This window comes from Endozoicomonas sp. (assembly GCF_965196975.1).
Classification (GTDB): Bacteria; Pseudomonadota; Gammaproteobacteria; order Pseudomonadales; family Endozoicomonadaceae; genus Endozoicomonas.
The window spans coordinates 4,383,754-4,409,540 of record NZ_OZ239981.1; the positions used below are offsets into that span (position 1 = coordinate 4,383,754).

Sequence of the window (25,787 nt, forward strand, 5' to 3'; positions counted from 1 at the left end):
TTTCTTACTGAGGTATATTTATGCACCCTGAACTGGATGCTGTGATCAACCGCTATGGTACGGACTGCCTGAAGTGGGACTATATGGAAAAGTGGCTGGGTGTCCCAAAGGGCGAAGCACTGCCAAGCTGGGTTTCTGACTGGGATTTCAAGGCACCGGACTTTATCCTGAAGCCACTTCAGGAACGTCTGGATCATGGCATCTTTGGCTACTCTGAGCGCAGTGACGAGTATTTCTCATCACTGATTGACTGGTGGCGTGAGCGGCATCAGGTACACCTGCAGAAAGAATGGTTTCACACAACACCCGGCAGCCTGCCTGCCATCGCCATGCTGGTCGAAAGCTGGAGCCAGCCCGGTGATCAGGTGCTGGTATTAACTCCGGTGTATCATGCATTTTTCCGAACCATCACCAACACTCAGAGAACACTCGCCACTTCTTCGCTGATCATCGACAGCGGTTACTACACCATCGACTTTGATGATCTGGAAAGTAAATTCCGCAGTGGCGTCAAAGTGATGATCTTCTGCAACCCACACAATCCGGTTGGGCGGGTATGGACTGAAGCGGAAATTACTCGTGTCTGTGAACTTTGCCATCAATACGGCGTTTACCTGATCTCTGACGAGATCTGGGCAGATATCGATTTCTCTGAACACCGTTTCTTCAGCTGCCTTCGAACCCGAGAAGAACACCAGCAGAGAATGGCGGTTTGTATTGCCGGTACCAAAACCTTTGGCCTGCCTTCACTGCGTCTGACCAACACCATGATTCCTAATGAACAGGAATCAACCGGGCTGAAGAACAAGCTTCAGGCATACGGGATTGATGTTTACAGTGCCTTCAGTCTGGCAGCCAACCAGACAGCCTATCGAGATGGTACTGAATGGGTTGATCAAACCGTTGCCTACCTGCACGAAAACAGTCGTATTCTTGAGCAGTTTATCAAAGCCGAATTGCCGCATATTCAGTATCGCACACAAGAGTCCACTTACCTTGCCTGGCTTGATTGCCGAACGTTGAAGTTAAGCGATGAAGATCTGGAAAAGAGAGTTCATGCCACTGGCGTCATTCCCAGCATGGGGTATTGCTTTGGTGAGGATGGTCGTGGCTTTATTCGTCTGAACCTTGGTTGCCCAAAGAGCATTCTGGAAGAAAAGCTGAATCGCTTGAAAACAGCATTGAGCGTATAGAAGACAGCCAGACTGATCACGGATCTGCTGAAAGAAACAGATAGAGTCTGAGCAGCTACTCAGACTCTATCCCCAGGCTCCTAGAAAGACTTATTTACATCTCATGCTTTCTTGCCTTTTTTCCTGACTGGATGGTCTTACACATTTTCACAAACTGCTTATCCGCTGCGCGTCGTTCTGCAATACTGGCTCCATTGATGGCCTGCTCTCTCATCAGCTTCTGGTAACTGCTCAACCGGCGAGGATCAAGCGTACCATTGGTAATGGCGGCATTGATGGCACAACCTGGCTCACCGTCATGCTGACAGTCAGAAAAACGACATTGACTGGCAATGTCACTGATATCAGCAAATGTCTGCTCAACTCCCTGCTCACAGTCTGCCAGCTGCAGTTCACGCATTCCCGGAGTATCCATGAGGAGAAAACCACCCGCAGCACAACGCAATGATCTTGCCGTGGTTGTATGCCTGCCTTTACTGTCTTCCTCTCGAATAGCGCTGGTGTGCTGGCTATTCTCCTGAAAGATCGAATTAAACAGTGTGGACTTTCCAACACCGGAAGACCCGAGAAAGGCTACCGTCTGCCCTGGTCGGCACCAGCTCATCAGAACCTCAACGCTCGATATATCCAGTGCATTAACGGCTTCCACCATAAGCAGGGAATCCAGCGGTCTTACCTGCTCTACATACTGTTCAGGTTCGTCACAGAGATCCGCCTTGGTAAGAACAATCACCGGTTCTACATTCGCTTCATGTGCCAGTGCAAGGTAGCGCTCAATTCGATTCAGGCTGAAATCCTGATTCATTGAACAGACAATAAATACGGTATCCACATTGGCAGCGATCAGCTGGGCAGTCACTCTGGACCCTGCAGCTTTACGACTGAAGAGTGATTGTCGCTCCAATAACCGTATCAGACGATGCTCTCTATCCAGCAGTACCCAGTCACCAACCGTCATCGCCGGATAGTTGGGATTTGCCGGCAAAGCCATATAACCCTCATCACTCATCAGCTCATAGCTTGAGCGATGATGCTCCATCACTCTGGCAACACTGTGGTCTTTCAGTTCATCCAGTGATAACTGCTGTTGAAAGAAAGGGCGCCAGCCCAGGTGGTTTAATGCGAGTAAATTCAACATGAATAAAAGCCCTGACGCGTTACTTATAGGTTCAAAGTAAACGACATCATCTTGTAAACGATTGTTTATCAAAGGGCGGTAAGGCCCCGGTAACAAAAGACCGGACCAGAAAACTCGATTAGAGATTTATTTCCATCTGCGTCCGGCAAGTGGTTACTACAATCATCAACCCATCCTCCATCGTTGTTTTTAAAGAAGCCGAACGCTAGCACGTCGATATTGCTTCAAGCAATTCGTACAAAGCCTGAGCAGGGAAAGCCAGACAGGAGTCTGTCTGGCACAGGATCATTAAGCCATGCTGACCTGCAGCGCCTGATCAACATCCGCAATAATATCGTCGATATGTTCAATACCGATGGAAAGGCGAACCATATCTTCAGAAACGCCAGCAGACTCCAGCTCCTGAGGGTTAAGCTGTCGGTGGGTAGTGGATGCCGGATGGCAGGCCAGAGACTTGGCATCGCCAATATTCACCAGCCGAAGAACCATCTGCAGGGCGTCAATAAAGCGGGCTCCCGCTTCTTTTCCACCTTTAATCCCAAAGCTTAATATTCCGGAAGCCTTACCAGCGGTGATCTTATCCGCCGTTGCACGATAAGGGCTATCATCCAGCCCCGCATAATTGACCCAGCTGACCTGAGGGTGACTCTGTAGAAAAGCAGCGACTTTTTCTGCGTTTTCACAGTGCCGTTCCATCCGTAATGCCAGGGTTTCCAGCCCCTGCATTAACTGGAAAGCACTCTGCGCCGCCAGTGCTCCACCGGTATTCCGCAATGGAACTACTCTGGCACGGCCGATAAAGGCCGCCTCTCCAAGTGCTTCGGTATAAACGACACCGTGATAAGAAGGATCCGGCTCATTGAGAATGGCAAAACGTTCTTTGTTTCCAGCCCAGTCAAACTTGCCACTGTCGATAATCACACCACCCAGCGTTGTACCATGGCCACCCACGTACTTGGTCAGGGAGTGCACCACAATATCGGCACCATGCTCGATTGGACGACACAGGATAGGCGTTGCGACCGTGTTATCCACCACCAGCGTTACACCGTGCCGGTGCGCCAGTTCGGCCAGTTTCTGGATGTCGACAATGTTACCGGCAGGGTTGCCAATGGACTCACAGAAAACAGCTCGGGTGTTTTCATCAATCAGCGCTTCCAGTCCATCGTAGTCGTCATGGGAAGCAAAACGTACTTCAATGCCCTGGCGCGGGAACGTGTGGGCAAAGAGGTTATAAGTCCCGCCATAGAGCTGACTGGTAGAAACAATGTTACTGCCTGCATCCGCAATGGTCTGCAGAGCATAGGTGATGGCAATCATGCCGGAAGCAACCGTCAGCGCACCAATTCCGCCTTCCAGGGCAGCCAGTCTCGCTTCCAGCACAGCATTGGTTGGGTTCATGATTCGCGAGTAAATATTGCCCGCAACCTTCAGATCAAACAGATCAGCACCGTGCTGGGTATCATCAAAGGTGTAAGATACCGTCTGATAGATGGGTGTTGTGGCAGCACGGGTTGTTGGATCCCCCTCATAGCCTGCATGCAGGGCAATGGTTTCCGGCTTCATGGCATTTCCTTGTAGAAATTTAATTGTCATTTATTATCCGTGCCACATCATACACCGAGTATTCGATTTCGTATAAACCTCATAGGCATCAGTCATAAGCTTTGACTTAGCTGATACAATGAGTTTTTCCACTGGTATTAGAAACCTATGCTATTAAAAATTATTCGTAATGTATTAGGCTACGGTATTGCGGCTGCGGATAAGCTTACCCGCCCTAAAGCGATGGCTCGCTCACCAGAACAGCAAGCCCAGGTGAATGCACAAACAGCCAATATGACGCTCTACCAGTTCAAGGCCTGCCCTTTCTGTATCAAAGCTCGCAGGGCTATTCATAAACTGGGACTGAATATACAGACTGTGGATGCCATGAATGACGCTCAGGCCCGTAATGAATTACAACAGATGGGTGGCAAGGTTCAGGTACCCTGTCTGCGTATTCTGGAAGAGGGCAAAGACGACACCTGGATGTATGAGTCCGGCGATATTATCCAATATCTTCAAAAGAGATTTGGCTGATTAATGGTCTACCAGCTCCGCCCCTATCAACAAGATGCCGTTCACAGTGTGATACGGCATTTTCGCAAATCCGATGATCCGGCCCTGCTTGTACTGCCCACAGGGGCAGGAAAGAGCCTGATTATCTCTGAACTGGCCCGTATCGCCCGAGGCCGTGTTCTGGTGCTGGCTCATGTAAAGGAACTGGTAGAGCAGAACCACGCCAAGTATGAAAGCTATGACTTGAAGGCTTCTATCTTCAGTGCAGGACTTGGGCAAAAAGAGGCCTCTGAACAGGTAATATTTGGCAGTGTACAAAGCGTTGTCAGAAACCTGGAGCAGTTTCAAAACACGCCGGATGAGAAAACATTCACCCTGCTGGTTATTGATGAGTGCCACCGGGTATCCATGGAAAAAAACTCCAGTTACCACAAAGTCATTGAACACCTTAAACGTCTGAATCCACACCTTAAGGTTCTCGGTTTAACAGCAACTCCTTATCGCCTGGGGATGGGTTGGTTGTACCAGTATCACCAAAGCTCTGAGAACAAAGGGGCCGTCAGAACAGAAGAGCCTCGTTTTTTCAAAGAGTGTCTGTTTGAACTACCACTCGCCTACATGGTTGACAATGGTTACCTCACGACACCAGAGGTCGTTGATGCACCTATTGTTTTCTATGACTTCAGCCAGCTATCCAGAGACAGCTTTGGACGTTATGGGGAGCAGGAGCTGAATCAGTTATTAAAAGGAAAAACCCGGGCCACCCGCGAAATCATTGAGCAGGTAAAAAGAGAAGCGACAACCCGTAAAGGCGTCATGGTGTTTGCGTCTACGGTAGACCATGCCCGTGAGATCATGGGTTACCTTCCAGAAGATGAGAGCGCTCTGATTATTGGTGATACGCCATCAAAAGAGCGGGATCGCCTGATCGAAGCCTTCAAACAGCAGCAGCTCAAATTCCTTGTGAATGTTTCAGTACTCACTACAGGCTTTGATGCACCCCATGTTGACCTGATCGCCATACTGCGTCCAACAGAGTCCGTCAGCCTTTATCAGCAGATAGCTGGTCGGGGGCTGCGTCTCGCGCCCGATAAAAAAGACTGCCTGATTATTGATTATGCCGGCAACCGCTTCAGTTTATACAGCCCGGAAGTCGGTGAACCCAAACCGGACTCCAAAGCTGTACCGGTAACGGTTCCCTGCCCGGCCTGTGGACACGAGAATAATTTCTGGGGCGTTACCGATAGTGACGGCGATCTGGTTGAACACTATGGTCGGCGCTGCCAGGGCTTTGAAGCGTTTCTGGATGACAACGGTAGAGAAGTAAAAGAACAATGTGAGTTCCGCTACCGTTTTAAAGAGTGCAATCAGTGTGGTGCTGAAAATGATATTGCTGCCAGGAAGTGCCACAGCTGCAAGAACGGACTGGTAGACCCGGATAAAAAACTTCGAGAGGCTCTGAACCTTAAGAACTGCATGGTGATCCGGTGTTCTGGTATGGAAATGAGTGCTGATAAAGATCCTCAGGGCAAACAGAGAATCAAGATCACCTACCATGATGAAGATGGCGCCGAAATTAATGAATTTTTCAGACTGGATACGCCATCCCAACAAGGTGCCTTCTACCATCATTTTGGCAAGCATGCCTTGATTAATCGTGCGGAGCCATTCAGGGCGTCAACTGTGGATAATGTTATCCACAGCAGGAAGAAATTTCGCAAGCCTGATTTTGTGATAGCCCAGAAAGAAAAACATTACTGGAAGATCATTGATAAGCTGTTCGACTACGAAGGTAAATACCGCAAAGCGCTCTGATGCATATTACTTATCACATTACCGGGCGAGCCCAGAATCGCATCAATCAGTTGATGCTTAAATACAGCCCGAAGCATACTTTGGTGATATGGGTTGCTTCACTTTCCTGTTTACTGATTCCGCTTCTGGTCTTTCGGAACAGTCTGAGCACCATTCTGCTTTCTGGCCTGTTTGGCTCTGCCTTCATTACCTTTTGGATACTGAATCTTGGCCTGAAGTTTGCCGTTCATAAGCGCTTTAGTCTCCACTACCAACCAGACCTTGACCTGGAAACCCGCACCCTTATCCTTGAAGAGAAAGGCATCAAAATCAGCTCCTCACTATTGAAACCGGCATTTCGCCCCTATAAGCAAGTAAAGATGATCACGGTAGAAGACAATATTATTGTGGTATCAGGAAAAAGCGGATGGATCGAAATGATCCCCCGTGATCAGGTCACTGAGGGTAATTGCGGGGTTTTACTGGATACACTTTGCCTCAAAGCCGGGAAAAAAATCAAAAGCTCCAACTAAAGCGACGAAGTTCATCTAAAATGCTTGAGATGCACTCAGCTCTGTTGACTTGAAAAGTGATGTTAAAACTTTCTGTTATTGTCACATTTACAGCCCTACTCACGGCCTGTTTTACAGGAAATGCAGTGACCAGCAGTAAAAAAAATACAAATAGTTGGAAAACAGTCAAGGCAACCCCTGAGATGTTAGAGATGGCAAGGTTTGCAACCAGAGACCTACAACTTGATTCCGTTTTCAAAGTAACGGAAGCTAAAGTTCAACATATCCTTGGTACCTGTTATTTCCTGACCTTTCAAATGAGTAGCGGCAAAAACTGCCAGGCAGAGCTCTATAGAGACCCTTACGGTAAACTAACATTGCTTGAACTGCTTCAACATTAGCTCAGGCCATTTCCTGCAAGAAAATGTACAATGACTTCTCCTGCTTGAGAGCGGTCATCAGGCAGTCCAACGTCACCCAAAGCCTTATCAATCAATCGATCATCCACCATTGTGCGAAGCCTTGCACAAATATCCACAAAAAAACCATCCACAAATTCAGGGTGCGCCTGCCAGGTAAGGATTGAAGCTCCCTTTTTGGTAATAGCATTCTCACAGAAATCTGAGGTAGCAAGCAGAGAAAAGCCTCCTGCCAGTTTAGTGACCTGATCCTGATGAACTGCCAAAACACGAATATTGTCACCGGACCTGAAGCTACCAAAATCTGATAGAGCCCTTACCGGATAAGCACCAACCCCCCACCCCATAGAGGACTTTTGGACCTGACCTCCCAAGGCCTGATGAATCACTTGATGACCAAAACAAATACCAACCAGCACTGCATCGCTCTTCTCCATCTCTACAATCAATGCCTTGAGTTTCTGAATCCATGAATCTGGATCATAAGCGGCAGATTTACTGCCACTGATAATCCATGCATCACACTGATCAATGCCTGATGGGAAACTGCCTTCATAACAGCGCCATACTGAATACTGCCATCGCCCCTTCATTACAGCATCCACCATCATCTTGTAATCATTATCATAGGTTCCGAACCTCTTAATCGAGTCTGGATGGTGCTCATCACACAATAAGATCCCCAAACGTTTCTTCAATTCCATCGCCTCCGTTCGCAGTTCTTTCTTACCCATCTTATACAGTCTATAACAGCAACAAGAACTGTCATGATTAGCCATGGCCTTGATCAGCTCGAAGTCAGCAATACCCTCCTGTCTATCAGGCATACGATTTATCAAGACAAATGCCCACTCTGATCACTTTCAAAGGGGTCATTATCATGTTTTAACAAAAAACTATTTTTCTTTGCATTCAAGGCTTGCATTATCACGGAACCTGATACTAGAATGATAACCATTCTCATTAAGGTTAATAATTTAATAACTCTCGGCTCAATCAGACTCTCCCCAAGCCTTTGTTGAGCCACCCCAAGCACTTTAACCAGTTGACTTATGGAGGGACTGCCATCGAACGAAATTTCAGACCTGACTAACTGGCTAATGCCAGTGATTCGCAAATCCTCATCTTTACGGCCTGGTTTTCAGGCCGTTTTTTTGTTGTTTCTGGAACAGATTCTGTCCATTATTGATAAGCTGACATTTAATGTATTGAGTGTGCAGCACGGTATTGGTTCATCAATACCCTTTGTATGGAAATTATGCTGCACTGGTCTAATCAGAAGAAGAGCCGATACCGAGGTTCAACCATGGAACTACAGAAGTACAAAATGCCTTTGCTTGATGGGCAAATGAAAGAACTGTCCGACTACCAAAATAAGGTCATTTTAATCGTCAATACCGCCAGTAAATGCGGCTTTACTCCTCAGTATCAGAGCCTTGAAGAGCTATACAACAAATATAAGGATCAGGGGCTGGTGATTTTGGGTTTTCCCTGTAACCAGTTTGGCCGGCAGGAGCCTGGGGACAGTAATGAGATTGGTGCTTTCTGTGAGAAAAACTATGGGGTAACTTTTCCTGTTTTTGAAAAAATTGATGTAAATGGTGATTCTGCTGCACCAATCTACAAAGACTTGAAAGCAGAGGCACCAGGCTTACTGGGAACACAGAATATCAAATGGAACTTTACCAAGTTTCTGGTCAGCCGTAAGGGCGAGATTATTGATCGTTATGCTCCAACGACCAAACCAGAAGATATGCAAGAAGATATCTGCAAGGCATTAAGAGAGAGTTGAACAGGCCGACAAATTAAGAGTCTCAACAACTTGAAACTCTTATACTGTGGATATTAATAAAGCACTCTCGTTACTGGCTGATCGTAATGGCTCCGAGCTATTCCTAACGGTCGGCTACCCACCCTGCCTGAAAGTCAATGGCCAACTGGTATCCATAGCCAAAGCCTCTCTAGCCAGTGAACAGGCTTACCAGATATTTGAAAATATAATGGGTGTAGAGCGCTTCCAGGATTTTCGTGATACCCGAGAAAGTAATTACGCCATTCAGAACCCAGAATCCGGACGCTTCCGTATTAGTGCTTTTTTTCAAAAAGGTGAACCCGGGATGGTGATTCGACGAATCCACCATCATATCCCCGATCCTCAAGAGCTAGGGCTTCCCGAAGTATTTTGCGACCTTATTCTCAAGGAGCGGGGCCTGATACTGATTACCGGACCAGCAGGAGCAGGTAAGACAACGTCGATGGCATCTCTGGTCAATCATAGAAACAACGCTGGTAAAGGACATATCATTACTATTGAGGATCCAATTGAATTTATTCACAAACACAATAAGTGCATCGTAACTCAGCGTGAAGTTGGACTGGATACAAAAACCTATGAAGAGGGCTTGTCAAATGCCCTCCGTCAGGCACCAGATCTGGTGGTTATCGGAGAGATACGCTCCCCTCAAGTCATGAAACACACCATTGAATTTGTTCAAACGGGTCACCTCTGTATTGCAACGCTCCATGCGAATACCGCTTACCAGGCCCTGGAAAGAATTATTCACTTTTTCCCACAGGAACAGCATGAAGAAGTCCTTCTCGATTTATCGCTAAGTTTACAGGGTGTACTGGGGCAACAGCTGATTGGCTCGGAGGATGGTTCTACTGCCTTCCCTTCTCATGAGATTCTATTAAACACACCGGCTCTGGCAGAGCTTATTAAAAAAGGAAAAGTGGATGAAATCAGTGATTTAATGGAACGCTCAAAAGAGTCTGGTATGCAGACGATTGATCAGTCTATATTTAAACTTTTCAAAGCTGGAAAAATTTCGACACAACAAGCTATCCAACATGCTGACTCATCAAACAATATGCGCCTGCTGATTAAAATGGATGGTCATCAGGACGGAGGTGATGATGATGGTTTTGGCGATTTAACCATTGCCCAAGACTAATTTTCTCTATTCTAAGGTATGGTGACTACGAGTTTCATCTACTGGAATTCGTAGTGGTAAAAAACGACTGACGACTTTTAGATTTCTGATATCCTCTCACTCCAAATATCTTTTCATACCTATTGCCTATACAAGGAGTCAATCATGAGCCTTGATCTTGTAGGCCAGTCAACTGACTGGCTACAGAATAATCAAACCTTGTTAATTGAGTATTGCGTCAATATCGTCTCTGCTCTTTTGACACTGGTTATCGGTATTCTGATTGCTCGAATGATCAGTAATGCCCTTTATAAAATCATGTTGAAAAAGCAGGTCGACGGTATTGTTGCCAGCTTTACCAGTAACATGACCAAGTATCTGATACTGGCATTTGTGGTTGCAGCAGCACTTAGTCGCGTTGGTATCCAAACGGCATCTCTGGTCGCGATCATTGGTGCCGCAGGTCTGGCTATTGGTCTTGCTCTGCAAGGCTCACTGTCCAATTTTGCTGCTGGCGTACTACTGATTATTTTTCGTCCGGTTAAGAAAGGAGAGTTTGTTGAAGTTTCCGGTGTCGCAGGCTCTGTGGAATCCGTACAGATTTTTACCACAGTTCTCATTACACCCGACAACAAAATGGTTGTTGTGCCTAATAACAACGTTTTAAGCGGTAATATTGTTAATTACACAAGAACCGGCCAAAGAAGAATTGATCTGGTTATTGGTGTCGGCTACTCGTCTGACCTTAAAAAAACCAAAACCGTGATTGAGCAAGTGCTTCAATCTAATGAAAAAGTCCTTAAAGACCCTGCATGGACCATTGGTGTATTGGCGTTGGCAGATTCATCCGTAAATTTTGCTGTTCGCCCTTGGGCAAAATCCAGCGACTATTGGGATGTATACTTCAGCCTTCATGAAAATATAAAAATGGCTCTTGATGAAGCAGGTATTGAAATTCCATTCCCTCAGAGGGATGTTCATCTTATCCAGAAAGAAGCAGCGGCCTGAGAATGAAACTGTGCAGCATGTATTTACGTGCTGCACAACAACTTATCCATGCTCTCTCATAATGAACGCTGCCAGATTGATGTATCAATGGCTTGATCAAACTTAAAACCACAGCGCTCCATTACTCCCACCTTTCGATATCCCAGCTTCTGATGCAATGCCTCGCTGCTCTTATTAGGCAGTGCAATCACGCCTATCATTTCCCGAATCCCAAGCTCTTTTGCAGCACTGAATAACGCTTCATATAACAAGGTACCCATTCCACGGCCCTCAGCTCCATTTTTCAGGTAAATCGACCCTTCGGCAGTGTAACGATAGGCTGTCCGTGAATGGTAACTTGAGGCATAGGCATAGCCGAGCACACATTCATCCTGCTCATAAACCAGAAAACAGTGGGCTTTCTCCTGCCTTTCGGCAATCTCTTCAGCAGTAACTGGGTCAACTTCAAAGGTAACAGTAGTGTTCAGGACATAGTTGTTGTAGATATCCGCTATCTGCTCACAATCGCTTGCAATGGCTTTTCTTATCATCGATATACTGCCTGTCCATGAATTTAATAAAGTGAAGTCGTGGCAGCATATTTGAAATATGCGTGAAAATCATTTGTATTATTTCAGATAGCAAAAACCCCGACAGATTGCTCTATCGGGGTTCTCTAATTGGTGCCTGGCGATGACCTACTCTCACATGGAGAGGGAAGGTCGTAGAAACCCTGCTATTAGGTACTATATCACCAATAATGAACAACCCTACACCCCTTGATATATCTGGCACTCTGAGCTAATTAGTAAGATCATACCAGAAAGTTGCAATACCGTTTCGGCAGACTGAGTCCGAATCTATTCCGAATCAATGAGCAATGATTGGGGTTGATGGAGATGATCAAGAAAATCACTGAAAGCAGTGTATCAAAAATGGGTGAGAAAGCCCTCAGGGACAATGAGATCCGTGGGTTCTCCTGCCAGTTAAAGAAAACCGGCAAGTACTTCTACTACGAATACAAATCCCCCGTTACCGGAACCAACCGAAAACACCCCCTTGGCAAGCATGGGGAGATTACCGTCGAACAGGCCCGGACAATGGCAAGAGCAGCTTCTGGGGATGTGGCAACGGGTAACGACCCGCAGGAACAAAAACGAGAGCGTCGCAAGGCGATTGAAAAAAACCGACAAAATACCCTGCGGGCTTTTATTGAAGGCGACTTCAGAAGCGTCACCCCTGAGGTAACGGCGGACGAAGCCGAGAAAAACATCAAACGTCATTTCGCAAAGTGGCTTGATAAGCCCATGTCCCAGATTACCGCCTTTGATATGAGCAAGTGGCTCAACAATTACCCCGGCGCCCCCACGGGTGGCAACCGGATTATGAACGATCTTCGGGGCATTCTGACCAAAGCCGTCGCGGCTGGCTATCTGGAGAAAACCCCGATGTCCGAAGTCAAACGGCTCAAAGAGGACAAGAGCAAAAAGATCAAATACCTGACCCGTGACTATGAGAAAAAACTCATGGCCGGTCTGGATCAATACGACGAGTACCGTCGGGAACTGGATAACCAGTACGAAGGCAAGTTTGCCGATATGCTCCGGCCATTAGTCATGGTGGCCATCCACACCGGCATGCGCAAAGGTGAATTGCTCAACCTTAAAGTAAACGACATTGATTTCTCGTCCGGGGTCATTACCGTGGTGGGTATGGGGGATCATTCCGACAGCCACCCAAAAAAGAAAGCACGCACCAAATCACTCCAGACCCGATACATTCCGATGAATCATGTTTCATCCAGCATACTCAAAGTCTGGCTCGACCAAACAGGCCACACCGACCTGGTCTTCCCAAATAGCTCTGGCCAGAGAGCCAGTCACAAGTACATTGACCGCCGTTGGTATAAAGCCAGGGAAGCGGCTGGACTGACCGGCAAAATCGATTTCCATGGGTTGCGGCATACCTTCGGCACCCGCCTTGCTGAGCTTCGAGTGGATCTTGTCACCATCCAGGAGCTCATGGGCCATGAGTCATTGGATGTCACCGCCAAATACCTCCACACCAGCCCGGAACGGAAACAGATGGCCATATCAGAGTTGGAAAGCTATTAATCTGCAACACGATTCAACCATGGACTCCCCTGTCAAAACGTGGCAACAATAAGTATTGATACGTATCAATACTTACACCTTCCAAGTGGTTAATAATCGCGCACCTTCAGGAGGACAGGCTGACGCCAGACCTGCAACCCACGACACAGGGAATCATCACCAGTCATGATAAAAATTGAAAAATACACACTGCGGGATGGGCAAACCGGTTGGCAGGCACGATTTCAGCTTGAGGAAGGCGACACATCGGAGACCGTTCACACCCGTCGTTTCAGCTGTGCCAAATACGGTGCGCTGGCCTTTCAGAAGGCACTGGAATGGATCGAACGGCAATACTATCAGCCACAAATCGAAGCGTTCGATGATGTGCCCGGTCAGCTTGATTAACCAATGTCTGAACGGGTCAGTGTGCCCGACATTGAATAGCCGCTGACGATAACCAGATCACCAGGGCCAGATTGCCTATTGCAAAAGGATCGACTGACCCGACTCTGGCTTGCGGCGACTATTTAGCCCCACTTTACCGCTCGGGTCTCTGCCTGTTGAGTACACGACCAGTTTATAATGAAGCCCTACTTCACGTATTCACGACGCCACTGCCGGGTTCCATACACAATCACCGTGCCGATAACCAGAAAACAGAGCGACAGGATGATCTTTGACAACGTGGTGTCCTTGATCAATTCGCTCACTGCATCATTATGCCAAAATTCACCAAAGCGAATAAAACCGCCTACGGGCGCAAAAACCACCATGGCAATCACAGACGATAAAGCCGAGCGAATCACAAAGCCTCGGTTCTGCATCTTTTTGCGAAGCTTATGGAAAATCCCGATATTGATCATATCGGTCACAAACAGGGCACATCCCAGGGCCATAAAATTACCGGTCAGTTCCCTGATCAGCGGGTCCAACCCCATCCATTCAGCCCACCACTGTCCCAGCAGACCGACCACCATCAGCACAGCAGAGACATCGATTACCAAGCCTCTGGCCCGGCGATACCCATAGAGTTCTGAAATACAATCCAGAAACGTAAAGGACAGCGAAAAAAACAGTGATCCGCCAGTCAGGATAACACCCAGCAACTCAGTCTGCCCGAGAAACGCCAGGGGGCAGAGAATGACCACCGCCATATACGCCAGGCGCAATACCCGCAGCAGGGTATGTTGTGAGGAGACTGAGAAGGAGTGTCCACCGAAGGTGCAATGATCGGTGAACACAAACGGATGGCCTTGCAACATCTTGTGGAGCCTGGCCCGATCCTGTCGGTTCAATTCATCCACCTGACCGGTTTCTATGAAGGTTCGGATTTTGCGGTGTGTGGTCAGACCGGCCTTGACGACCAGCACCTCATCCTTTTCCGGGTCGTAATCGATTAATCGCATAGTGTTAACAGCCCTGTTGTTATTGTTCATGGTCCATCATCACCCCTTTTACTTTCTGATCACCTCCTCACTGGGTTCTGCCTGCCAGTAGTCCATGTTTCTCACTCTGCCGATCACCTCCATATCGGGATCTTTGCTATACACGCAATCCATTCCCTGGTAATGGGCAACAAAACTGCCCAGTCGCTTTCGCCCCTCCCCGTTGATCCAGGCAACAAAAAAACCTGGGCCCGGGCGCGATTCCTGCTCTACCGTCAGCAGCGTGTAGGCCGGAAAATAGTCATTGGTCTCCGGAACATAGAGGTACCGATACCGCTCCTCCTCCACCGGTATATGCCGGTGGCTGCTGAAAATATTCGGTACTTCCGCCTCGATATCGTAACTGTCGCCTTCGTTTGGTACGACCGTTACCGTTCTGAAGTAGCGGCGATGCCGGGGAACCGTGCGTTCATGGTCGTACGGTTCACCAATTCCGGCGCCCAGCCAGTGAGGGCTTACCCCCATGGCTTCCGCCAGGGTATCGAGGTACTTATGAGGGGTACGAATTTCGCCCTGGGATAACCGGTAAAGATACCCCCGGTCAATGCCCGTTTTACGGGCCAGTTTGGGTACGCTGGAAATGGCTGCCAACTCCATGGCCTGTTGCAGCCGTCTGGCCATCTCCGGGTGATTCATGGTGCCTGCCCTCCTGCCCATAACGGCAGCGAATAACATCCAGTGCGATGACCAGCCATTTTTCGCCACGGCGGTCCAGTTTATCCAGCTCCGTAACGATGATGGTCAGCGACTGATTCATCTCGTTGAGATCCAGAGGAAGGTTCGGTGTGCCATCTACGTCCATGTAGAAAGTCCTGCAGTTCGTTTATGAAAACTACCTACCGAATGTTTATCGTATAGGACTTTCGCATTGACAGGCAGCTGTAAAAATTGCTAGATCAGCAAAAAATAGCGGATGTCGTCGTGCGTAGAAAGATAACAAGACCTACAACAGCTGGGTGTGATTTGCCGAAATATACAGGGTTTCTATTGTGTGAGCCGAAATCAGCAACCTGTACTCGCCTTAGTGAGATCGGAGATATGTCACACCACAGCGTTAACCGTTTTCTACAACGTGAAGACTTTGCTCCCAATGACCTTTTCATGGAAGTAGCCGCAAGGCTGATTCTTGATGGGGGCACGCTATCGGTTGATGATACGGTGCTGGATAAGCCGTACAGTAACTACACGGCATTCATCGGCTATCATTACTCGGGCAAGCATCATAAAGCCGTCAAGGGCATTAATCTCATAACGCTCTATTACACCGATATCAAAGGCTATAGCCTTCCTGTCAATTTCCGTATCTATGACTCTGCGGACGGAAAGTCCAAAAATGATTATTTTCTCGAGATGCTGAAAGAAGTACTTGTATGGGGCTTACGACCTGCATTTGTTACGGGGGATTCCTGGTATAGCAGTGCCGCAAACCTGAAGACTGTGAAAAACAACGGTCTGGGTTTTATGTTTGCCGTTAAAAGCAACCGTACTGTTTCTATCCAAAAGGGTGACTACCAACAAGTGCAGAGCCTGGAGATTCCTGAAGAGGGAATAACCGTTTGGCTACGTAATTTTGGTTCTGTGCGTTTGTACCGGACGCGGCTAAAAAACGAGCTGCGCCATTACGTCGTCTACACACCCCATGCTGGATCAGAGGTATCACCACAGGTAGGCTTTAATGAACTTCACCTGCACCATTGGGCGATCGAAGAGTATCACCGGGCGCTGAAACAACTCTGCAGTATTGAGCGCTTTCAGGTGAGAGGAAAGCAGCAGGTCAGGAACCATATTTTTGCCTCTATCTTTGGGTATGCCTGCCTTCAGGCCAAGAAAGTATCTGAATCTCTCAGTAGCATCTATCGCGTTAAGAATGATGCGCTCAAGGATGCTATTTGGGACTTCATTAAGAGCTTCTCTGATGGTAAAGACTGGCTGAGACCATCTTTTATCAGAGCTGTCAATGCGTAAGTTCTATCGTATTAACTCACCCTGAAGATTTCAACACTGTTTGCTGAATTTTGTACCACTTTTTAAACAGACCGGAGACATGATAAACATTCACAGACAATGGAGCCGCCAACCGGGATGCATTTGACCTGCCCGCATCACTGCAAAAAGCTATTCAAAAATAGGAGAAAACCGTATGAAAGGAGCACTCAAGCTTGAGGAGGGAAATAGGGGGAAGGAAGAGAGTCCTGTGCAACCGACACAAAACCACGGGCATGGGTCAGACAAATTTCCGTCAAGAAGTAACGGCCACGGCTAGTGCAGCCAAGCGCTAACCCCCATACAGTATTATATCTGTAATGGCCGACCTTTTATGAGTCCAAGTCTCTTCCAATATGAAATGAGCCTGAAGGGCAGGCTTGTTTCTAGCACGAAATGAGCCTGTAGTTTTCTGTACAGTCGTTCATGATGAGGACATGAAAATCATCATGAACACCCACTTCATAAAAACGCTTGACGATGTGAAAACCCTCTTGTCACAAGAGGCTTGTCTTGAGCCCGGCTGGGACTCCAAAGACGAATGCTATCAGTGGATAGAGCAAACCCTCAGTCACTTTAAATACCGCTCTCTTGGTAGAGAGGGTAAGGGGCTTATCAGGCGTTACCTGACCGTAGCCAGCGGCTATTCGACGGCTCAAGTAACCCGGCTTATTAACCAGTACACCAATAAAGGCACTGTTAAGCGGCATCACTCTTCCAACAATGGCTTCAGGACAAGATATACCAAAGCCGATATTCGCCTTCTTGCCCACACTGATCGGCTACACAGCGACTTGAGTGGGCCTGCCATCAAAAAAATTTGTGAACGAGCATTTCAGCAGGGAGATGGCCGGTATGAACGGCTGGCAACCATCTCCATTTCTCATCTCTATAACCTCAGGCAATCCAAGACCTATGAACGAACCAGAGGGAACAAAAACAGTACACGCTCAACGCAAAGAGCGATTGGTGTGCGTCGCAGGCCTGATCCTCAAGGTCGACCGCGCTATATCCGGGTTGACACGGTACACCAGGGCGATAAAGACGGCGTTAAGGGGCTTTATCACATCAATGCGGTTGATGAGGTGACCCAGTACGAAGTGGTATGCACCGTTGAGAAAATCAGCGAGCGATACCTGGTGCCAGTGCTTGAAGGCCTGCTGGCAGGCTTTCCATTCAGGCTGCTGGAATTCCACTCGGATAATGGCTCAGAGTTCATTAATCATCAGGTAGCGGCACTGCTGAACAAGCTCAATATTGCCTTGTCCAAGTCCCGATCCAGACACAGCAATGACAACGCACTGGTTGAAAGCAAGAATGGTTCAGTGATCAGAAAGCTGCTGGGTCATGCACATATACCACAACACCATGCGGAGCAGTTTAACGAGTTTGATAAGAAGTATCTGAACCCTTACATCAACTACCATCGCCCCTGCTTCTACCCTGAAACCCTAATCGATAAGAAAGGGAAGGAAAAGAAGGTTTACCGTTATGAAAACATGATGACACCCTATGAGAAATTCCTGTCGCTTGACCAACCGGAGCAGTATCTGAAAGAAGGAATCACTCTGGAACAGCTGAAGGCAGAAGCGGAAGCCATGAGCGATAATGAAGCTGCTGAACAGCTTCAACGAGCACGGCAAACACTGTTTAAATCAGTTCATGAACGACAAGCTGAAGCATAGGTGTTACTACCTACCTTTAAGCTCATTTCTGGATTGGAAAATACTGTCCACTTAAAAGGCTTGGGCATTTTCTCATTGAAGAAGTCCACAAACTGCTGGAGACGAGCCTTCAGGTCTGCGGTCGATGTAAAACTGTTTCGTTTCAGAAAGCGCCTCACCAGAATCGAAAACCATATCTCTATCTGGTTCAGCCATGATGCGTGCTTCGGGGTATAGTGGAACACCACCTTGTGGGACACATCGCTCAAGTAAGCAGCCCGTGTTTTCATGTTCTTGAGAATGCCGGATTTCTTTTTAACTCCCAGCTCTTTTTCTGCTGTACCTTCAATTCTGGCGACCGCCCTGAACGCAGCCTCTGACATATGGGTATTCAGACGATCCATGACAAAATGCCAACCTGTAGCAGTTGGATCACTCATCAGCATGCTATCAAGCCAGCCTGCAAAATCTTGTTCCGTCCGGGTGTCTCTTACCAAAGTAATAATCTTGCCCGTTACCACATCCATTCCTGCCAGCAGGGCCTAAGTCCCGTGACGCTTATATTCAAACTCACGCTTTTCAATATGTCCGGACACTGTACACGACAAAAATCAGAAGTGTGTCAGCGGGATCCTCTATCTTGAGGTTTTTACCACAAAACTCCTCTCGACAATGGAACCTGCCGACTTACTCATTACGCAGTGTAGAACCTATCTGAACTGGAACAAGTGCCGACTGAGCGTCCTCGCCCATCTTGTGCTGAGTCTGCTGCAAAAGCAGATTGTAAACTTCACACACCTTGCAACCACCTTTCCCGGAAAGTCACAGACTGCATCCTGTTACCGCCGCATTCAGCGATTCTTTCTCGAAGTGGTTTTTGAGGACGCTGTTACAGCCAGGATAATCGCTGGCCTGATTGCACCTTAGTGCAAAGGGCAACTCAGCATGGATCGAACTAACTGGATGTTTGGGATTTTCAAAATCAACATCCTGTTTCTGGCTAGTAACTACAAGGGCATGGCTATCCCGATTTTATGGACGCTCCTGCCCAAGAAGGGGTGCTCGAATACGGCGGAGCGCATTGAGCTGCTACAGAAATTTCAAAAGATATTTCCTGAACAAGCGATACAGCGTTTACTCATGGACAGGGAGTTTAAGGGCAAGCGCTGGTTGAAATTTCTGGTTCATAGGAACTGGCCTTTTTGCATCAGGGTTCCCTGCAACACATTGGTCCCCAATAAACACCAAAACCGGTTATTACCGGTGACCAGAATATTTTTACTGACAACCGGTGAAACCATGGCCATCAGACAGCCAATAAAAGTGTGGGGGCAAATGGTCTATCTTGCGGCCTCTAAAAAAGGTAATGATCCAATGGTGATCATTTGCAATACTGAATCTTGGCGTGCCATTGAAGATTATCTCCAAAGATTGCAAATAGAAACCATGTTTCAAGCTATGAAAGGCAGAGGTTTTAACCTTGAGGAAACTCACCTGAAGGATCGGGATAAAATATCAAAGTTGCTCTGTGCCTTGGCATTAGCCTTCTGCTGAGCATATAAGACGGGAGATTGGATAAACGATGCAACCCCGGTCAAGCTAAAAAGTCATGGCCGAAAAGCGCAATCCATCTTCCGTACAGGACTGGATTATCTTGCCAGAATTCTCCATCACGTTGATAAATGGCTGGAAGAAATATGTGGAGCAGTGGAGCTGCTATTTGAAGTCAGGTGGGAGAAGGCTTCTAGAACTTACGCATTGACAGCTCTGATAAAAGATGGTCTCAGCCAGTCTTTACCATCAGAGAAGCTCTTAATGAAGTCCCAAATAGCATCCTTGAGCGCATCATTCTTAACGCGATAGATGCTACTGAGAGATTCAGATACTTTCTTGGCCTGAAGGCAGGCATACCCAAAGATAGAGGCAAAAATATGGTTCCTGACCTGCTGCTTTCCTCTCACCTGAAAGCGCTCAATACTGCAGAGTTGTTTCAGCGCCCGGTGATACTCTTCGATCGCCCAATGGTGCAGGTGAAGTTCATTAAAGCCTACCTGTGGTGATACCTCTGATCCAGCATGGGGTGTGTAGACGACGTAATGGCGCAGCTCGTTTTTTAGCCGCGTCCGGTACAAACGCACAGAACCAAAATTACGTAGCCAAACGGTTATTCCCTCTTCAGGAATCTCCAGGCTCTGCACTTGTTGGTAGTCACCCTTTTGGATAGAAACAGTACGGTTGCTTTTAACGGCAAACATAAAACCCAGACCGTTGTTTTTCACAGTCTTCAGGTTTGCGGCACTGCTATACCAGGAATCCCCCGTAACAAATGCAGGTCGTAAGCCCCATACAAGTACTTCTTTCAGCATCTCGAGAAAATAATCATTTTTGGACTTTCCGTCCGCAGAGTCATAGATACGGAAATTGACAGGAAGGCTATAGCCTTTGATATCGGTGTAATAGAGCGTTATGAGATTAATGCCCTTGACGGCTTTATGATGCTTGCCCGAGTAATGATAGCCGATGAATGCCGTGTAGTTACTGTACGGCTTATCCAGCACCGTATCATCAACCGATAGCGTGCCCCCATCAAGAATCAGCCTTGCGGCTACTTCCATGAAAAGGTCATTGGGAGCAAAGTCTTCACGTTGTAGAAAACGGTTAACGCTGTGGTGTGACATATCTCCGATCTCACTAAGGCGAGTACAGGTTGCTGATTTCGGCTCACACAATAGAAACCCTGTATATTTCGGCAAATCACACCCAGCTGTTGTAGGTCTTGTTATCTTTCTACGCACGACGACATCCGCTATTTTTTGCTGATCTAGCAATTTTTACAGCTGCCTGTCAATGCGAAAGTCCTAGCTTCATGAAAATTGTTGTGTACAGTGAGCCATGATATTTATAAACTGTAAAAATATCAGGCTTAGTGAATAATGGCTAAACCGGTTATTTCTGTTTTCGTCGAATATAATCGGTCTTAATACTCGAATTCCCATAATGGGGCGCAGTGAATAAAAGATTACGAATATCTCAACCACTAACGACAACATAGCCATCTTCAAGATTCAGCATGTTCCCTTAATCTATAGAAACTTCAATTTGCAGAACGATGCTTTTGGTAGAGCTGGAAATAACAGAAGCGGGCATGACAGTTAACTATCATAAGAGGTGTTCCTATAGTAGCTACTAGTAGCTACGCGAAGACCGACTTTTGACTTATAGAACAAGAAATAAATACTACATGGCCGACCGAAAACCCATTTTGAATGCACACTGCCTGTCATGCCCGAAAACCGTGTTTTCAAGCAGTTATTAAACTCTCAAACTGAATAGCAGGCTTACCAGCCAGTACATTTAGGAATACACCTACGTTGTAAGCCAGTAACTTGCGGGCTATTCTTGCCGTCATGCGCCACATATTACGGCAGCCACTGTGCTCAATATCGAAATAATGTGCCAACTGTCCAATGACAGTTTCGATTCTGCGCCTGACCCGCATGATCAGTTTAACGAATTTTTTTGGCCGGTTATCTTTCATGTTTTTTTCAATGGCGTTTGCAGGTCGATACCAATTGCTTCGCAATCTTCTTTGAAAATCGGCTTAATGTAGCCTTTGTCACCCAACAACAACCCGGCTATCGTTTCTATCAAATCGTAAGCTGCGTCTCTCTCGTCAACGTTCGCAGGTGTCAGGCTCAGTGAAACTGGAATGCCCGTCATTGAAATTAACAGATGCCCCTGAAAGCCAAAAAATTTCTTGTCTTTTGAAGCACAGTAGCCATAAGCCACTTCGTCATTAAATATTTTCCGACGTTTTGCCCGAACCCGCTTGCACACCTCTATGGGAAAACCATCAATCAGGTGAACATCATCACTGTCAGCGCCCAATATCTGCACCAGACGCTCTGTGATTTTTTGCTTTACAGCCCAGAGGTTCGCCCCCTGTGAGGCCAGCTTGGTTCTGGCGGGAATGCCTGGAAAAAAGTGTAGCCAGTGTCGTCGAAAATATTTCCAGATATCCTTGTCCTTGTGATGTCCAAGCCATTCGCCCACTATTTCAATGGTAAGAACCTCGCTATCACTGAGCTTGGGCTCATAGCCACGAGTACGTAAAGGTCTGGGAAAAAGCTTATTGAATAAATCATCAATCAGACAAAAGACATTGATGATAAACTCTTCTTCAGGCATGACTGTCACCGGCTATATGAGCAATCTGTTTAGAGCGCAGATTAAGGTGTAGTCATGCCTTATGAAAAGTCGGCCTTCGCGTTAGTAGCTGTGAAAATAGAGTTCTATTATTTCAATCATTCAGAGAGAGTCCACATCGATACTCATTACCAACTAGCCAAATATATAACCGCATTAGACGACCGCTTCTAATTCGGCTTCACGCATTAAAACATAACCATTATCCTGTAAAGCCCACAACTCTTTATGGATTAAACCACTTGCTTTATTCATCGTCCAGCTACCTCGCAATATGATTTGGTCACCAGCTACCCTCGTCATCTGAATACCAAAATACTCCAGTACCTTGAGATCTTGGTCAATCAAACTTTGCCAAAACGCCTTGATTTCATCGACACCTGAATAAGAACCAAAAGGTGAAATATGTAATACTGCATTTTTTTCATAAAAAGCGGAAAATCCGATAAGATCACCAGAATTAAAGGCCATTCGCCACGCTCTGCTGGCTGATTCCACCGCCGGAAATATTTCATTGATAAGCATCATACATCACGACTAAAGTAATTTTTCACTAATTGAATATATTTAAACTTCTTCTAAACCATCTCTTGGGTAATCTCTACCCGAATGACGATCTCTAGATAAGCACTTTGAGTTACAACACCTTTCTATAATAACAATTAGAACAGTAAAGCCAAGGATTAGAAGAGGACCATACAGCAAGGCATATTCATTTTCGCAACCTCGCTTACTCTGATCCAAACATTTAGAAAGGCTGTCGGCGAGCCCTTTATAATTTGCAGCAATGGCAGTACTCATAGTAGTCAACACGCCTGCTTCTATTAGAGGTGTCTTATATGGCTCCAAAGCGGAAGCAATTCTCCTTATTCTTCCATCCTTATATTGCCTGGATAAAGAATCAAGTTTAAAACTCTCTAATTTACCAATTAGCAAATCAACCTCAGCTTTTTCAACAAGAGAAATGTCTTCATCTAGAGATTTCAATTTAACCAGAACAACTACAGCATCACTTAAAACTGTATTGTAAATACGCTCAAGACAGTCAATCATCGATTCCGTAAATTTGGGTGCTCTCTCAATTTGATAACTGACTCATAGGTTAGCTTCAACCTTTCCAGTCATGAACTCAGACCAAAGTTGTTCCCAGCGCCCCTTACTCTGGATCAGTGCTCTTGTTGTCAAAAGCACTTCCGCTCCTGTTGCTTTCCACCTCATTCCAGAACCACATAATCGTTGCTTTACCAGAGTCTTACAAGCCGCTTCAGTAACTCCTGAACCTATTGGCCAATGGCGTTTAAGCGCCTGATGATAATTCATTAACTGGTGATTGTTTGTAAAATAGCTCACAGCTTTGTAGCGCTTCTCTGTCAGTGCGATTGTCTTTTTCGGGAGCTCGGCTGATTCAATTTCCTGAAGGATTTTTTTGGCTGCTCCACGCTTGTTTTTCAAACTATGTAGCCTGTCTTCAAGCCACTGGTGTCGCTTCGCCTTACTGGTTGGAAACAGTGCTTCCGCTGCTCCAGCTAAATATTCAGATGCATGATAAAAATCGAGTATCTGCCCAGAGGTATGTTGTTTCAAATAACTCCAGTTTTCTCTAGCCCCGTCAGCTACCCCGATGTATGTGGCATTTGGGTAGAGTCGTTTTAGATCTGCAATCTCCTCGTCGAGCTTGCTCATAAAGCTTTGTTTACCATACTCTGGCGAACTGGCTGTATATATCGTGTGGAGCCTGTCTCCATCTGCAGAATATAGGCTCAATGTCCCACACATGGCTTCCCTCCAGCCTTCTTCACAAAGCAGCATGCAGGTTCCATCCAGACCAATGGCTATTGTTTCAACAGGCTCTTTTAGTGGAGGAAGGTGGTAGTGAGTGTCTTGCTGGTCTTCAATTAATGCACCTACTCTGTCCGATAAATGCTTGATATAAGAATTTGAAAGCGTCCTTTGATGGTTGGTCTCAAAATCTTCTTTTACCGCAGGCGCTGGCATCTGGCTGTATTTCCAGGCGATAGACTTGGCAAATTTGGGGGTAGCTGAACCAATAATACCGGCACGAAGATCAAGTGCTGCCAGAGTACTGCCACCTCTGACACCCTGATATACGGAGCGCTCCAAAGGTATACGACCGTATAAGGTTTCATAGTGCTTAAGAACCTTTCCTTTGTAGTTCCACTTCTGCTGATTAACGACGATAGGTTCTTTATTGGGTGATTCAAATAGCCCCAATAACTCTTTTGTTCCAAGCTGCCCGGCTTCATTGAGTGCACGCTGTAAACTATCTTCAAGATTCAGCATGTTGCCTGAATCTATAGAAACTTCAATTTGCAAAACGATGCTTTTGGTAGAGCTGGAAATAACAGAAGCGGGCATGACAGTTAACTATTATGAGTGGTGTTCCCATAGTAGCTGTGAAAATAGAGCACTATTGTTTCAATCATTCAGAGAGAGCACCCGTAAATTTTATATTTTCTTTATTACTATCCTTACTATCAATAGAGCTTATTATTAAATTGAAATTATCCAAGGTGGACGCAGTCGATTTTGCCAAATCAATAACCCCTTCCACATAACTCGCTTTATGCTCACCCTCCGATGTGCATAATCGTGTAAATGAATTCTTCAATTCATCCAAATCTCCTTCCATTCTGGTAAATAACGGTTCTATTTCATTGCCGAAACCAGCACTATTTTCTGCTTTATATTCAGCTGGTCTTCCAGTAGCAACGTCACCATCAAGTCCACCTTCTTGCTGTATAGTGGATTCTGTCAAACCAATGACCCCACCCACATCACTCGGCCTATGTACACTCTCCGATGCGAGTAATCGTGTAAATAAATTCTTCAATTCATCCAGTTCTCTTTCCATTCTGGGAAATAACGATTCTCTTTCATTTCCGAAACCAGCACTATTTTCTGCTTTATATTCAGCTGGTCTTATAGCAGCATCGACACAATCAAGTTCATCAACTCCATCTTCTTTCTGTATTTTTAGTTTTCTGTCGAATATGCCTTGCCCCTGTACACTGGTGACAACATCTCCCAATTTCAAACCTTTGTTTCTAGAATCACTAATAAATCGAAAAAAATCACCTCTAGTACTTAAACTCCTACCAAGAAAGCGGCGATCCTCAGTCTTCACAAGGCGAGTGGTTTCGCATTGCCCATCTATAAACGATGACATACCAGCGCGACTATAACTATGAAGCTGCATTATTCCCACCAAAAGTTAACTTATATTCATTACCGTTTAATTCGCTGTTTTGACAGTTGCCTCTAATTTTTTATCCCCTAACTTCCATAATTAATGAAAACACGAACGAGCCAAAAAATTAGACAGAGTTATTCTTTTG

The 25,787-nt window shown here is 46.3% G+C and carries 28 protein-coding genes; 13 read left to right on the plus strand and 15 right to left on the minus strand.

Features of this window, described 5'->3' with window-relative positions:
- Positions 1 to 20 precede the first annotated feature (20 nt).
- Complete coding sequence (locus ACOCLE_RS19655) at positions 21 to 1,193, plus strand: MalY/PatB family protein (protein WP_419533901.1); 1,173 nt, start codon at positions 21 to 23, stop codon at positions 1,191 to 1,193.
- Positions 1,194 to 1,287: 94 nt separating this feature from the next.
- On the opposite strand, the gene rsgA is transcribed toward ACOCLE_RS19655, so the two are convergent.
- Both rsgA and ACOCLE_RS19665 read right to left on the minus strand, forming a co-directional pair.
- Entirely contained in the window at positions 1,288 to 2,331 is a 1,044-nt protein-coding gene (rsgA, locus tag ACOCLE_RS19660) for a ribosome small subunit-dependent GTPase A (RefSeq protein WP_419533902.1), read from the minus strand.
- A gap of 288 nt (positions 2,332 to 2,619) precedes the next feature.
- A complete protein-coding gene (locus ACOCLE_RS19665; RefSeq protein ID WP_419537236.1) occupies positions 2,620 to 3,897 on the minus strand; it encodes an O-acetylhomoserine aminocarboxypropyltransferase/cysteine synthase family protein in 1,278 nt (425 codons plus the stop codon).
- 147 nt (positions 3,898 to 4,044) lie between these two features.
- Here ACOCLE_RS19665 and ACOCLE_RS19670 point away from each other — a divergent pair, with 147 nt between their 5' ends.
- The 4 genes from ACOCLE_RS19670 to ACOCLE_RS19685 are packed head-to-tail and all read left to right on the plus strand — an operon-like array spanning position 4,045 to position 7,099.
- Positions 4,045 to 4,413, plus strand: coding sequence for a glutaredoxin family protein (locus tag ACOCLE_RS19670; RefSeq protein ID WP_419533903.1), 369 nt, complete (start codon positions 4,045 to 4,047; stop codon positions 4,411 to 4,413).
- A 3-nt stretch (positions 4,414 to 4,416) separates the two neighbouring features.
- On the plus strand, positions 4,417 to 6,207 hold the full coding sequence (locus tag ACOCLE_RS19675) for a DEAD/DEAH box helicase family protein (protein ID WP_419533904.1): 1,791 nt from the start codon (positions 4,417 to 4,419) through the stop codon (positions 6,205 to 6,207).
- Entirely contained in the window at positions 6,207 to 6,719 is a 513-nt protein-coding gene (locus ACOCLE_RS19680; protein WP_419533905.1) for a hypothetical protein, read from the plus strand. The genes ACOCLE_RS19675 and ACOCLE_RS19680 overlap by 1 nt, the downstream gene beginning before the upstream one ends.
- Before the next feature lie 59 nt (positions 6,720 to 6,778).
- Positions 6,779 to 7,099, plus strand: a complete 321-nt coding sequence (locus ACOCLE_RS19685) for a hypothetical protein (protein ID WP_419533906.1) — start codon at positions 6,779 to 6,781, stop codon at positions 7,097 to 7,099.
- On the opposite strand, the gene ACOCLE_RS19690 is transcribed toward ACOCLE_RS19685, so the two are convergent.
- The gene (locus tag ACOCLE_RS19690; protein WP_419533907.1) at positions 7,096 to 7,851 is read right to left on the minus strand and encodes a type 1 glutamine amidotransferase; all 756 of its coding nucleotides are present in this window, start codon (positions 7,849 to 7,851) and stop codon (positions 7,096 to 7,098) included. The genes ACOCLE_RS19685 and ACOCLE_RS19690 overlap by 4 nt on opposite strands.
- A gap of 572 nt (positions 7,852 to 8,423) precedes the next feature.
- On the opposite strand from ACOCLE_RS19690, the gene ACOCLE_RS19695 reads away from it, so the two are divergent.
- The 3 genes from ACOCLE_RS19695 to mscS all read left to right on the plus strand — a co-directional run bounded on the left by ACOCLE_RS19695 (position 8,424) and on the right by mscS (position 11,058).
- The gene (locus ACOCLE_RS19695; RefSeq protein WP_419533908.1) at positions 8,424 to 8,909 is read left to right on the plus strand and encodes a glutathione peroxidase; all 486 of its coding nucleotides are present in this window, start codon (positions 8,424 to 8,426) and stop codon (positions 8,907 to 8,909) included.
- 46 nt (positions 8,910 to 8,955) lie between these two features.
- Entirely contained in the window at positions 8,956 to 10,071 is a 1,116-nt protein-coding gene (locus tag ACOCLE_RS19700; RefSeq protein ID WP_419533909.1) for a PilT/PilU family type 4a pilus ATPase, read from the plus strand.
- Positions 10,072 to 10,215: 144 nt separating this feature from the next.
- Positions 10,216 to 11,058, plus strand: coding sequence for a small-conductance mechanosensitive channel MscS (gene mscS, locus ACOCLE_RS19705; protein WP_419533910.1), 843 nt, complete (start codon positions 10,216 to 10,218; stop codon positions 11,056 to 11,058).
- Positions 11,059 to 11,114: 56 nt separating this feature from the next.
- Here mscS and ACOCLE_RS19710 read toward each other — a convergent pair whose 3' ends face one another.
- Positions 11,115 to 11,588, minus strand: coding sequence for an N-acetyltransferase family protein (locus tag ACOCLE_RS19710; RefSeq protein WP_419533911.1), 474 nt, complete (start codon positions 11,586 to 11,588; stop codon positions 11,115 to 11,117).
- Positions 11,589 to 11,930: 342 nt separating this feature from the next.
- Here ACOCLE_RS19710 and ACOCLE_RS19715 point away from each other — a divergent pair, with 342 nt between their 5' ends.
- Together ACOCLE_RS19715 and ACOCLE_RS19720 are read left to right on the plus strand one after the other, a co-directional pair.
- Complete coding sequence (locus ACOCLE_RS19715; protein ID WP_419533912.1) at positions 11,931 to 13,151, plus strand: tyrosine-type recombinase/integrase; 1,221 nt, start codon at positions 11,931 to 11,933, stop codon at positions 13,149 to 13,151.
- Positions 13,152 to 13,316: 165 nt separating this feature from the next.
- Complete coding sequence (locus tag ACOCLE_RS19720; protein ID WP_419533913.1) at positions 13,317 to 13,538, plus strand: hypothetical protein; 222 nt, start codon at positions 13,317 to 13,319, stop codon at positions 13,536 to 13,538.
- 185 nt (positions 13,539 to 13,723) lie between these two features.
- Here ACOCLE_RS19720 and ACOCLE_RS19725 read toward each other — a convergent pair whose 3' ends face one another.
- The 3 genes from ACOCLE_RS19725 to ACOCLE_RS19735 are packed head-to-tail and all read right to left on the minus strand — an operon-like array spanning position 13,724 to position 15,380.
- Complete coding sequence (locus tag ACOCLE_RS19725; RefSeq protein WP_419533914.1) at positions 13,724 to 14,569, minus strand: VUT family protein; 846 nt, start codon at positions 14,567 to 14,569, stop codon at positions 13,724 to 13,726.
- 18 nt (positions 14,570 to 14,587) lie between these two features.
- Entirely contained in the window at positions 14,588 to 15,214 is a 627-nt protein-coding gene (locus ACOCLE_RS19730) for a helix-turn-helix domain-containing protein (protein ID WP_419533915.1), read from the minus strand.
- Positions 15,132 to 15,380 (minus strand): hypothetical protein, encoded by a 249-nt coding sequence (locus ACOCLE_RS19735; protein WP_419533916.1) that lies wholly within the window; start codon positions 15,378 to 15,380, stop codon positions 15,132 to 15,134. Before ACOCLE_RS19735 ends, ACOCLE_RS19730 begins: the two co-directional genes overlap by 83 nt.
- 119 nt (positions 15,381 to 15,499) lie before the next feature.
- Here ACOCLE_RS19735 and ACOCLE_RS19740 point away from each other — a divergent pair, with 119 nt between their 5' ends.
- Positions 15,500 to 16,543, plus strand: coding sequence for a transposase (locus ACOCLE_RS19740; protein ID WP_419533005.1), 1,044 nt, complete (start codon positions 15,500 to 15,502; stop codon positions 16,541 to 16,543).
- Between the two features lie 467 nt (positions 16,544 to 17,010).
- Positions 17,011 to 18,246: a hypothetical protein gene (locus tag ACOCLE_RS19745; RefSeq protein ID WP_419533917.1), complete on the plus strand. Its 1,236-nt coding sequence runs from the start codon at positions 17,011 to 17,013 to the stop codon at positions 18,244 to 18,246.
- Here ACOCLE_RS19745 and ACOCLE_RS19750 read toward each other — a convergent pair.
- Entirely contained in the window at positions 18,222 to 18,746 is a 525-nt protein-coding gene (locus tag ACOCLE_RS19750) for a transposase (RefSeq protein WP_419533918.1), read from the minus strand. The two genes, ACOCLE_RS19745 and ACOCLE_RS19750, sit on opposite strands and share 25 nt — an antisense overlap.
- 424 nt (positions 18,747 to 19,170) lie before the next feature.
- Between ACOCLE_RS19750 and ACOCLE_RS19755 the strand changes: the two genes are divergently transcribed.
- Entirely contained in the window at positions 19,171 to 19,779 is a 609-nt protein-coding gene (locus ACOCLE_RS19755) for an IS4 family transposase (protein ID WP_419533919.1), read from the plus strand.
- Between the two features lie 197 nt (positions 19,780 to 19,976).
- On the opposite strand, the gene ACOCLE_RS19760 is transcribed toward ACOCLE_RS19755, so the two are convergent.
- The 7 genes from ACOCLE_RS19760 to ACOCLE_RS19790 all read right to left on the minus strand — a co-directional run bounded on the left by ACOCLE_RS19760 (position 19,977) and on the right by ACOCLE_RS19790 (position 25,648).
- Positions 19,977 to 21,020, minus strand: coding sequence for a transposase (locus ACOCLE_RS19760; protein ID WP_419533005.1), 1,044 nt, complete (start codon positions 21,018 to 21,020; stop codon positions 19,977 to 19,979).
- Between the two features lie 506 nt (positions 21,021 to 21,526).
- Positions 21,527 to 21,763 (minus strand): transposase, encoded by a 237-nt coding sequence (locus tag ACOCLE_RS19765; RefSeq protein ID WP_419533920.1) that lies wholly within the window; start codon positions 21,761 to 21,763, stop codon positions 21,527 to 21,529.
- The gene (locus ACOCLE_RS19770; RefSeq protein ID WP_419533921.1) at positions 21,760 to 22,413 is read right to left on the minus strand and encodes an IS982 family transposase; all 654 of its coding nucleotides are present in this window, start codon (positions 22,411 to 22,413) and stop codon (positions 21,760 to 21,762) included. The genes ACOCLE_RS19765 and ACOCLE_RS19770 overlap by 4 nt, the downstream gene beginning before the upstream one ends.
- Before the next feature lie 174 nt (positions 22,414 to 22,587).
- The gene (locus tag ACOCLE_RS19775) at positions 22,588 to 22,959 is read right to left on the minus strand and encodes a YybH family protein (protein ID WP_419533922.1); all 372 of its coding nucleotides are present in this window, start codon (positions 22,957 to 22,959) and stop codon (positions 22,588 to 22,590) included.
- A 39-nt stretch (positions 22,960 to 22,998) separates the two neighbouring features.
- On the minus strand, positions 22,999 to 23,484 hold the full coding sequence (locus ACOCLE_RS19780) for a hypothetical protein (protein ID WP_419533923.1): 486 nt from the start codon (positions 23,482 to 23,484) through the stop codon (positions 22,999 to 23,001).
- A 42-nt stretch (positions 23,485 to 23,526) separates the two neighbouring features.
- A complete protein-coding gene (locus tag ACOCLE_RS19785) occupies positions 23,527 to 24,807 on the minus strand; it encodes an ISKra4 family transposase (RefSeq protein ID WP_419532972.1) in 1,281 nt (426 codons plus the stop codon).
- A 64-nt stretch (positions 24,808 to 24,871) separates the two neighbouring features.
- The gene (locus tag ACOCLE_RS19790) at positions 24,872 to 25,648 is read right to left on the minus strand and encodes a hypothetical protein (protein ID WP_419533924.1); all 777 of its coding nucleotides are present in this window, start codon (positions 25,646 to 25,648) and stop codon (positions 24,872 to 24,874) included.
- Between the last annotated feature and the right edge of the window lie 139 nt (positions 25,649 to 25,787).

Coding starts and splice junctions, on each gene's coding strand:
- ACOCLE_RS19655 (WP_419533901.1), top strand. CDS start 21: ATGCACCCTGAACTGGATGCTGTGATCAACCGCTATGGTACGGACTGC.
- rsgA (WP_419533902.1), bottom strand. CDS start 2,331: ATGTTGAATTTACTCGCATTAAACCACCTGGGCTGGCGCCCTTTCTTT.
- ACOCLE_RS19665 (WP_419537236.1), bottom strand. CDS start 3,897: ATGAAGCCGGAAACCATTGCCCTGCATGCAGGCTATGAGGGGGATCCA.
- ACOCLE_RS19670 (WP_419533903.1), top strand. CDS start 4,045: ATGCTATTAAAAATTATTCGTAATGTATTAGGCTACGGTATTGCGGCT.
- ACOCLE_RS19675 (WP_419533904.1), top strand. CDS start 4,417: ATGGTCTACCAGCTCCGCCCCTATCAACAAGATGCCGTTCACAGTGTG.
- ACOCLE_RS19680 (WP_419533905.1), top strand. CDS start 6,207: ATGCATATTACTTATCACATTACCGGGCGAGCCCAGAATCGCATCAAT.
- ACOCLE_RS19685 (WP_419533906.1), top strand. CDS start 6,779: ATGTTAAAACTTTCTGTTATTGTCACATTTACAGCCCTACTCACGGCC.
- ACOCLE_RS19690 (WP_419533907.1), bottom strand. CDS start 7,851: ATGGGTAAGAAAGAACTGCGAACGGAGGCGATGGAATTGAAGAAACGT.
- ACOCLE_RS19695 (WP_419533908.1), top strand. CDS start 8,424: ATGGAACTACAGAAGTACAAAATGCCTTTGCTTGATGGGCAAATGAAA.
- mscS (WP_419533910.1), top strand. CDS start 10,216: ATGAGCCTTGATCTTGTAGGCCAGTCAACTGACTGGCTACAGAATAAT.
- ACOCLE_RS19710 (WP_419533911.1), bottom strand. CDS start 11,588: ATGATAAGAAAAGCCATTGCAAGCGATTGTGAGCAGATAGCGGATATC.
- ACOCLE_RS19715 (WP_419533912.1), top strand. CDS start 11,931: ATGGAGATGATCAAGAAAATCACTGAAAGCAGTGTATCAAAAATGGGT.
- ACOCLE_RS19720 (WP_419533913.1), top strand. CDS start 13,317: ATGATAAAAATTGAAAAATACACACTGCGGGATGGGCAAACCGGTTGG.
- ACOCLE_RS19725 (WP_419533914.1), bottom strand. CDS start 14,569: ATGAACAATAACAACAGGGCTGTTAACACTATGCGATTAATCGATTAC.
- ACOCLE_RS19730 (WP_419533915.1), bottom strand. CDS start 15,214: ATGAATCACCCGGAGATGGCCAGACGGCTGCAACAGGCCATGGAGTTG.
- ACOCLE_RS19735 (WP_419533916.1), bottom strand. CDS start 15,380: ATGGACGTAGATGGCACACCGAACCTTCCTCTGGATCTCAACGAGATG.
- ACOCLE_RS19745 (WP_419533917.1), top strand. CDS start 17,011: ATGAACACCCACTTCATAAAAACGCTTGACGATGTGAAAACCCTCTTG.
- ACOCLE_RS19755 (WP_419533919.1), top strand. CDS start 19,171: ATGGATCGAACTAACTGGATGTTTGGGATTTTCAAAATCAACATCCTG.
- ACOCLE_RS19765 (WP_419533920.1), bottom strand. CDS start 21,763: ATGAAAGATAACCGGCCAAAAAAATTCGTTAAACTGATCATGCGGGTC.
- ACOCLE_RS19770 (WP_419533921.1), bottom strand. CDS start 22,413: ATGCCTGAAGAAGAGTTTATCATCAATGTCTTTTGTCTGATTGATGAT.
- ACOCLE_RS19775 (WP_419533922.1), bottom strand. CDS start 22,959: ATGATGCTTATCAATGAAATATTTCCGGCGGTGGAATCAGCCAGCAGA.
- ACOCLE_RS19780 (WP_419533923.1), bottom strand. CDS start 23,484: ATGATTGACTGTCTTGAGCGTATTTACAATACAGTTTTAAGTGATGCT.
- ACOCLE_RS19785 (WP_419532972.1), bottom strand. CDS start 24,807: ATGCCCGCTTCTGTTATTTCCAGCTCTACCAAAAGCATCGTTTTGCAA.
- ACOCLE_RS19790 (WP_419533924.1), bottom strand. CDS start 25,648: ATGCAGCTTCATAGTTATAGTCGCGCTGGTATGTCATCGTTTATAGAT.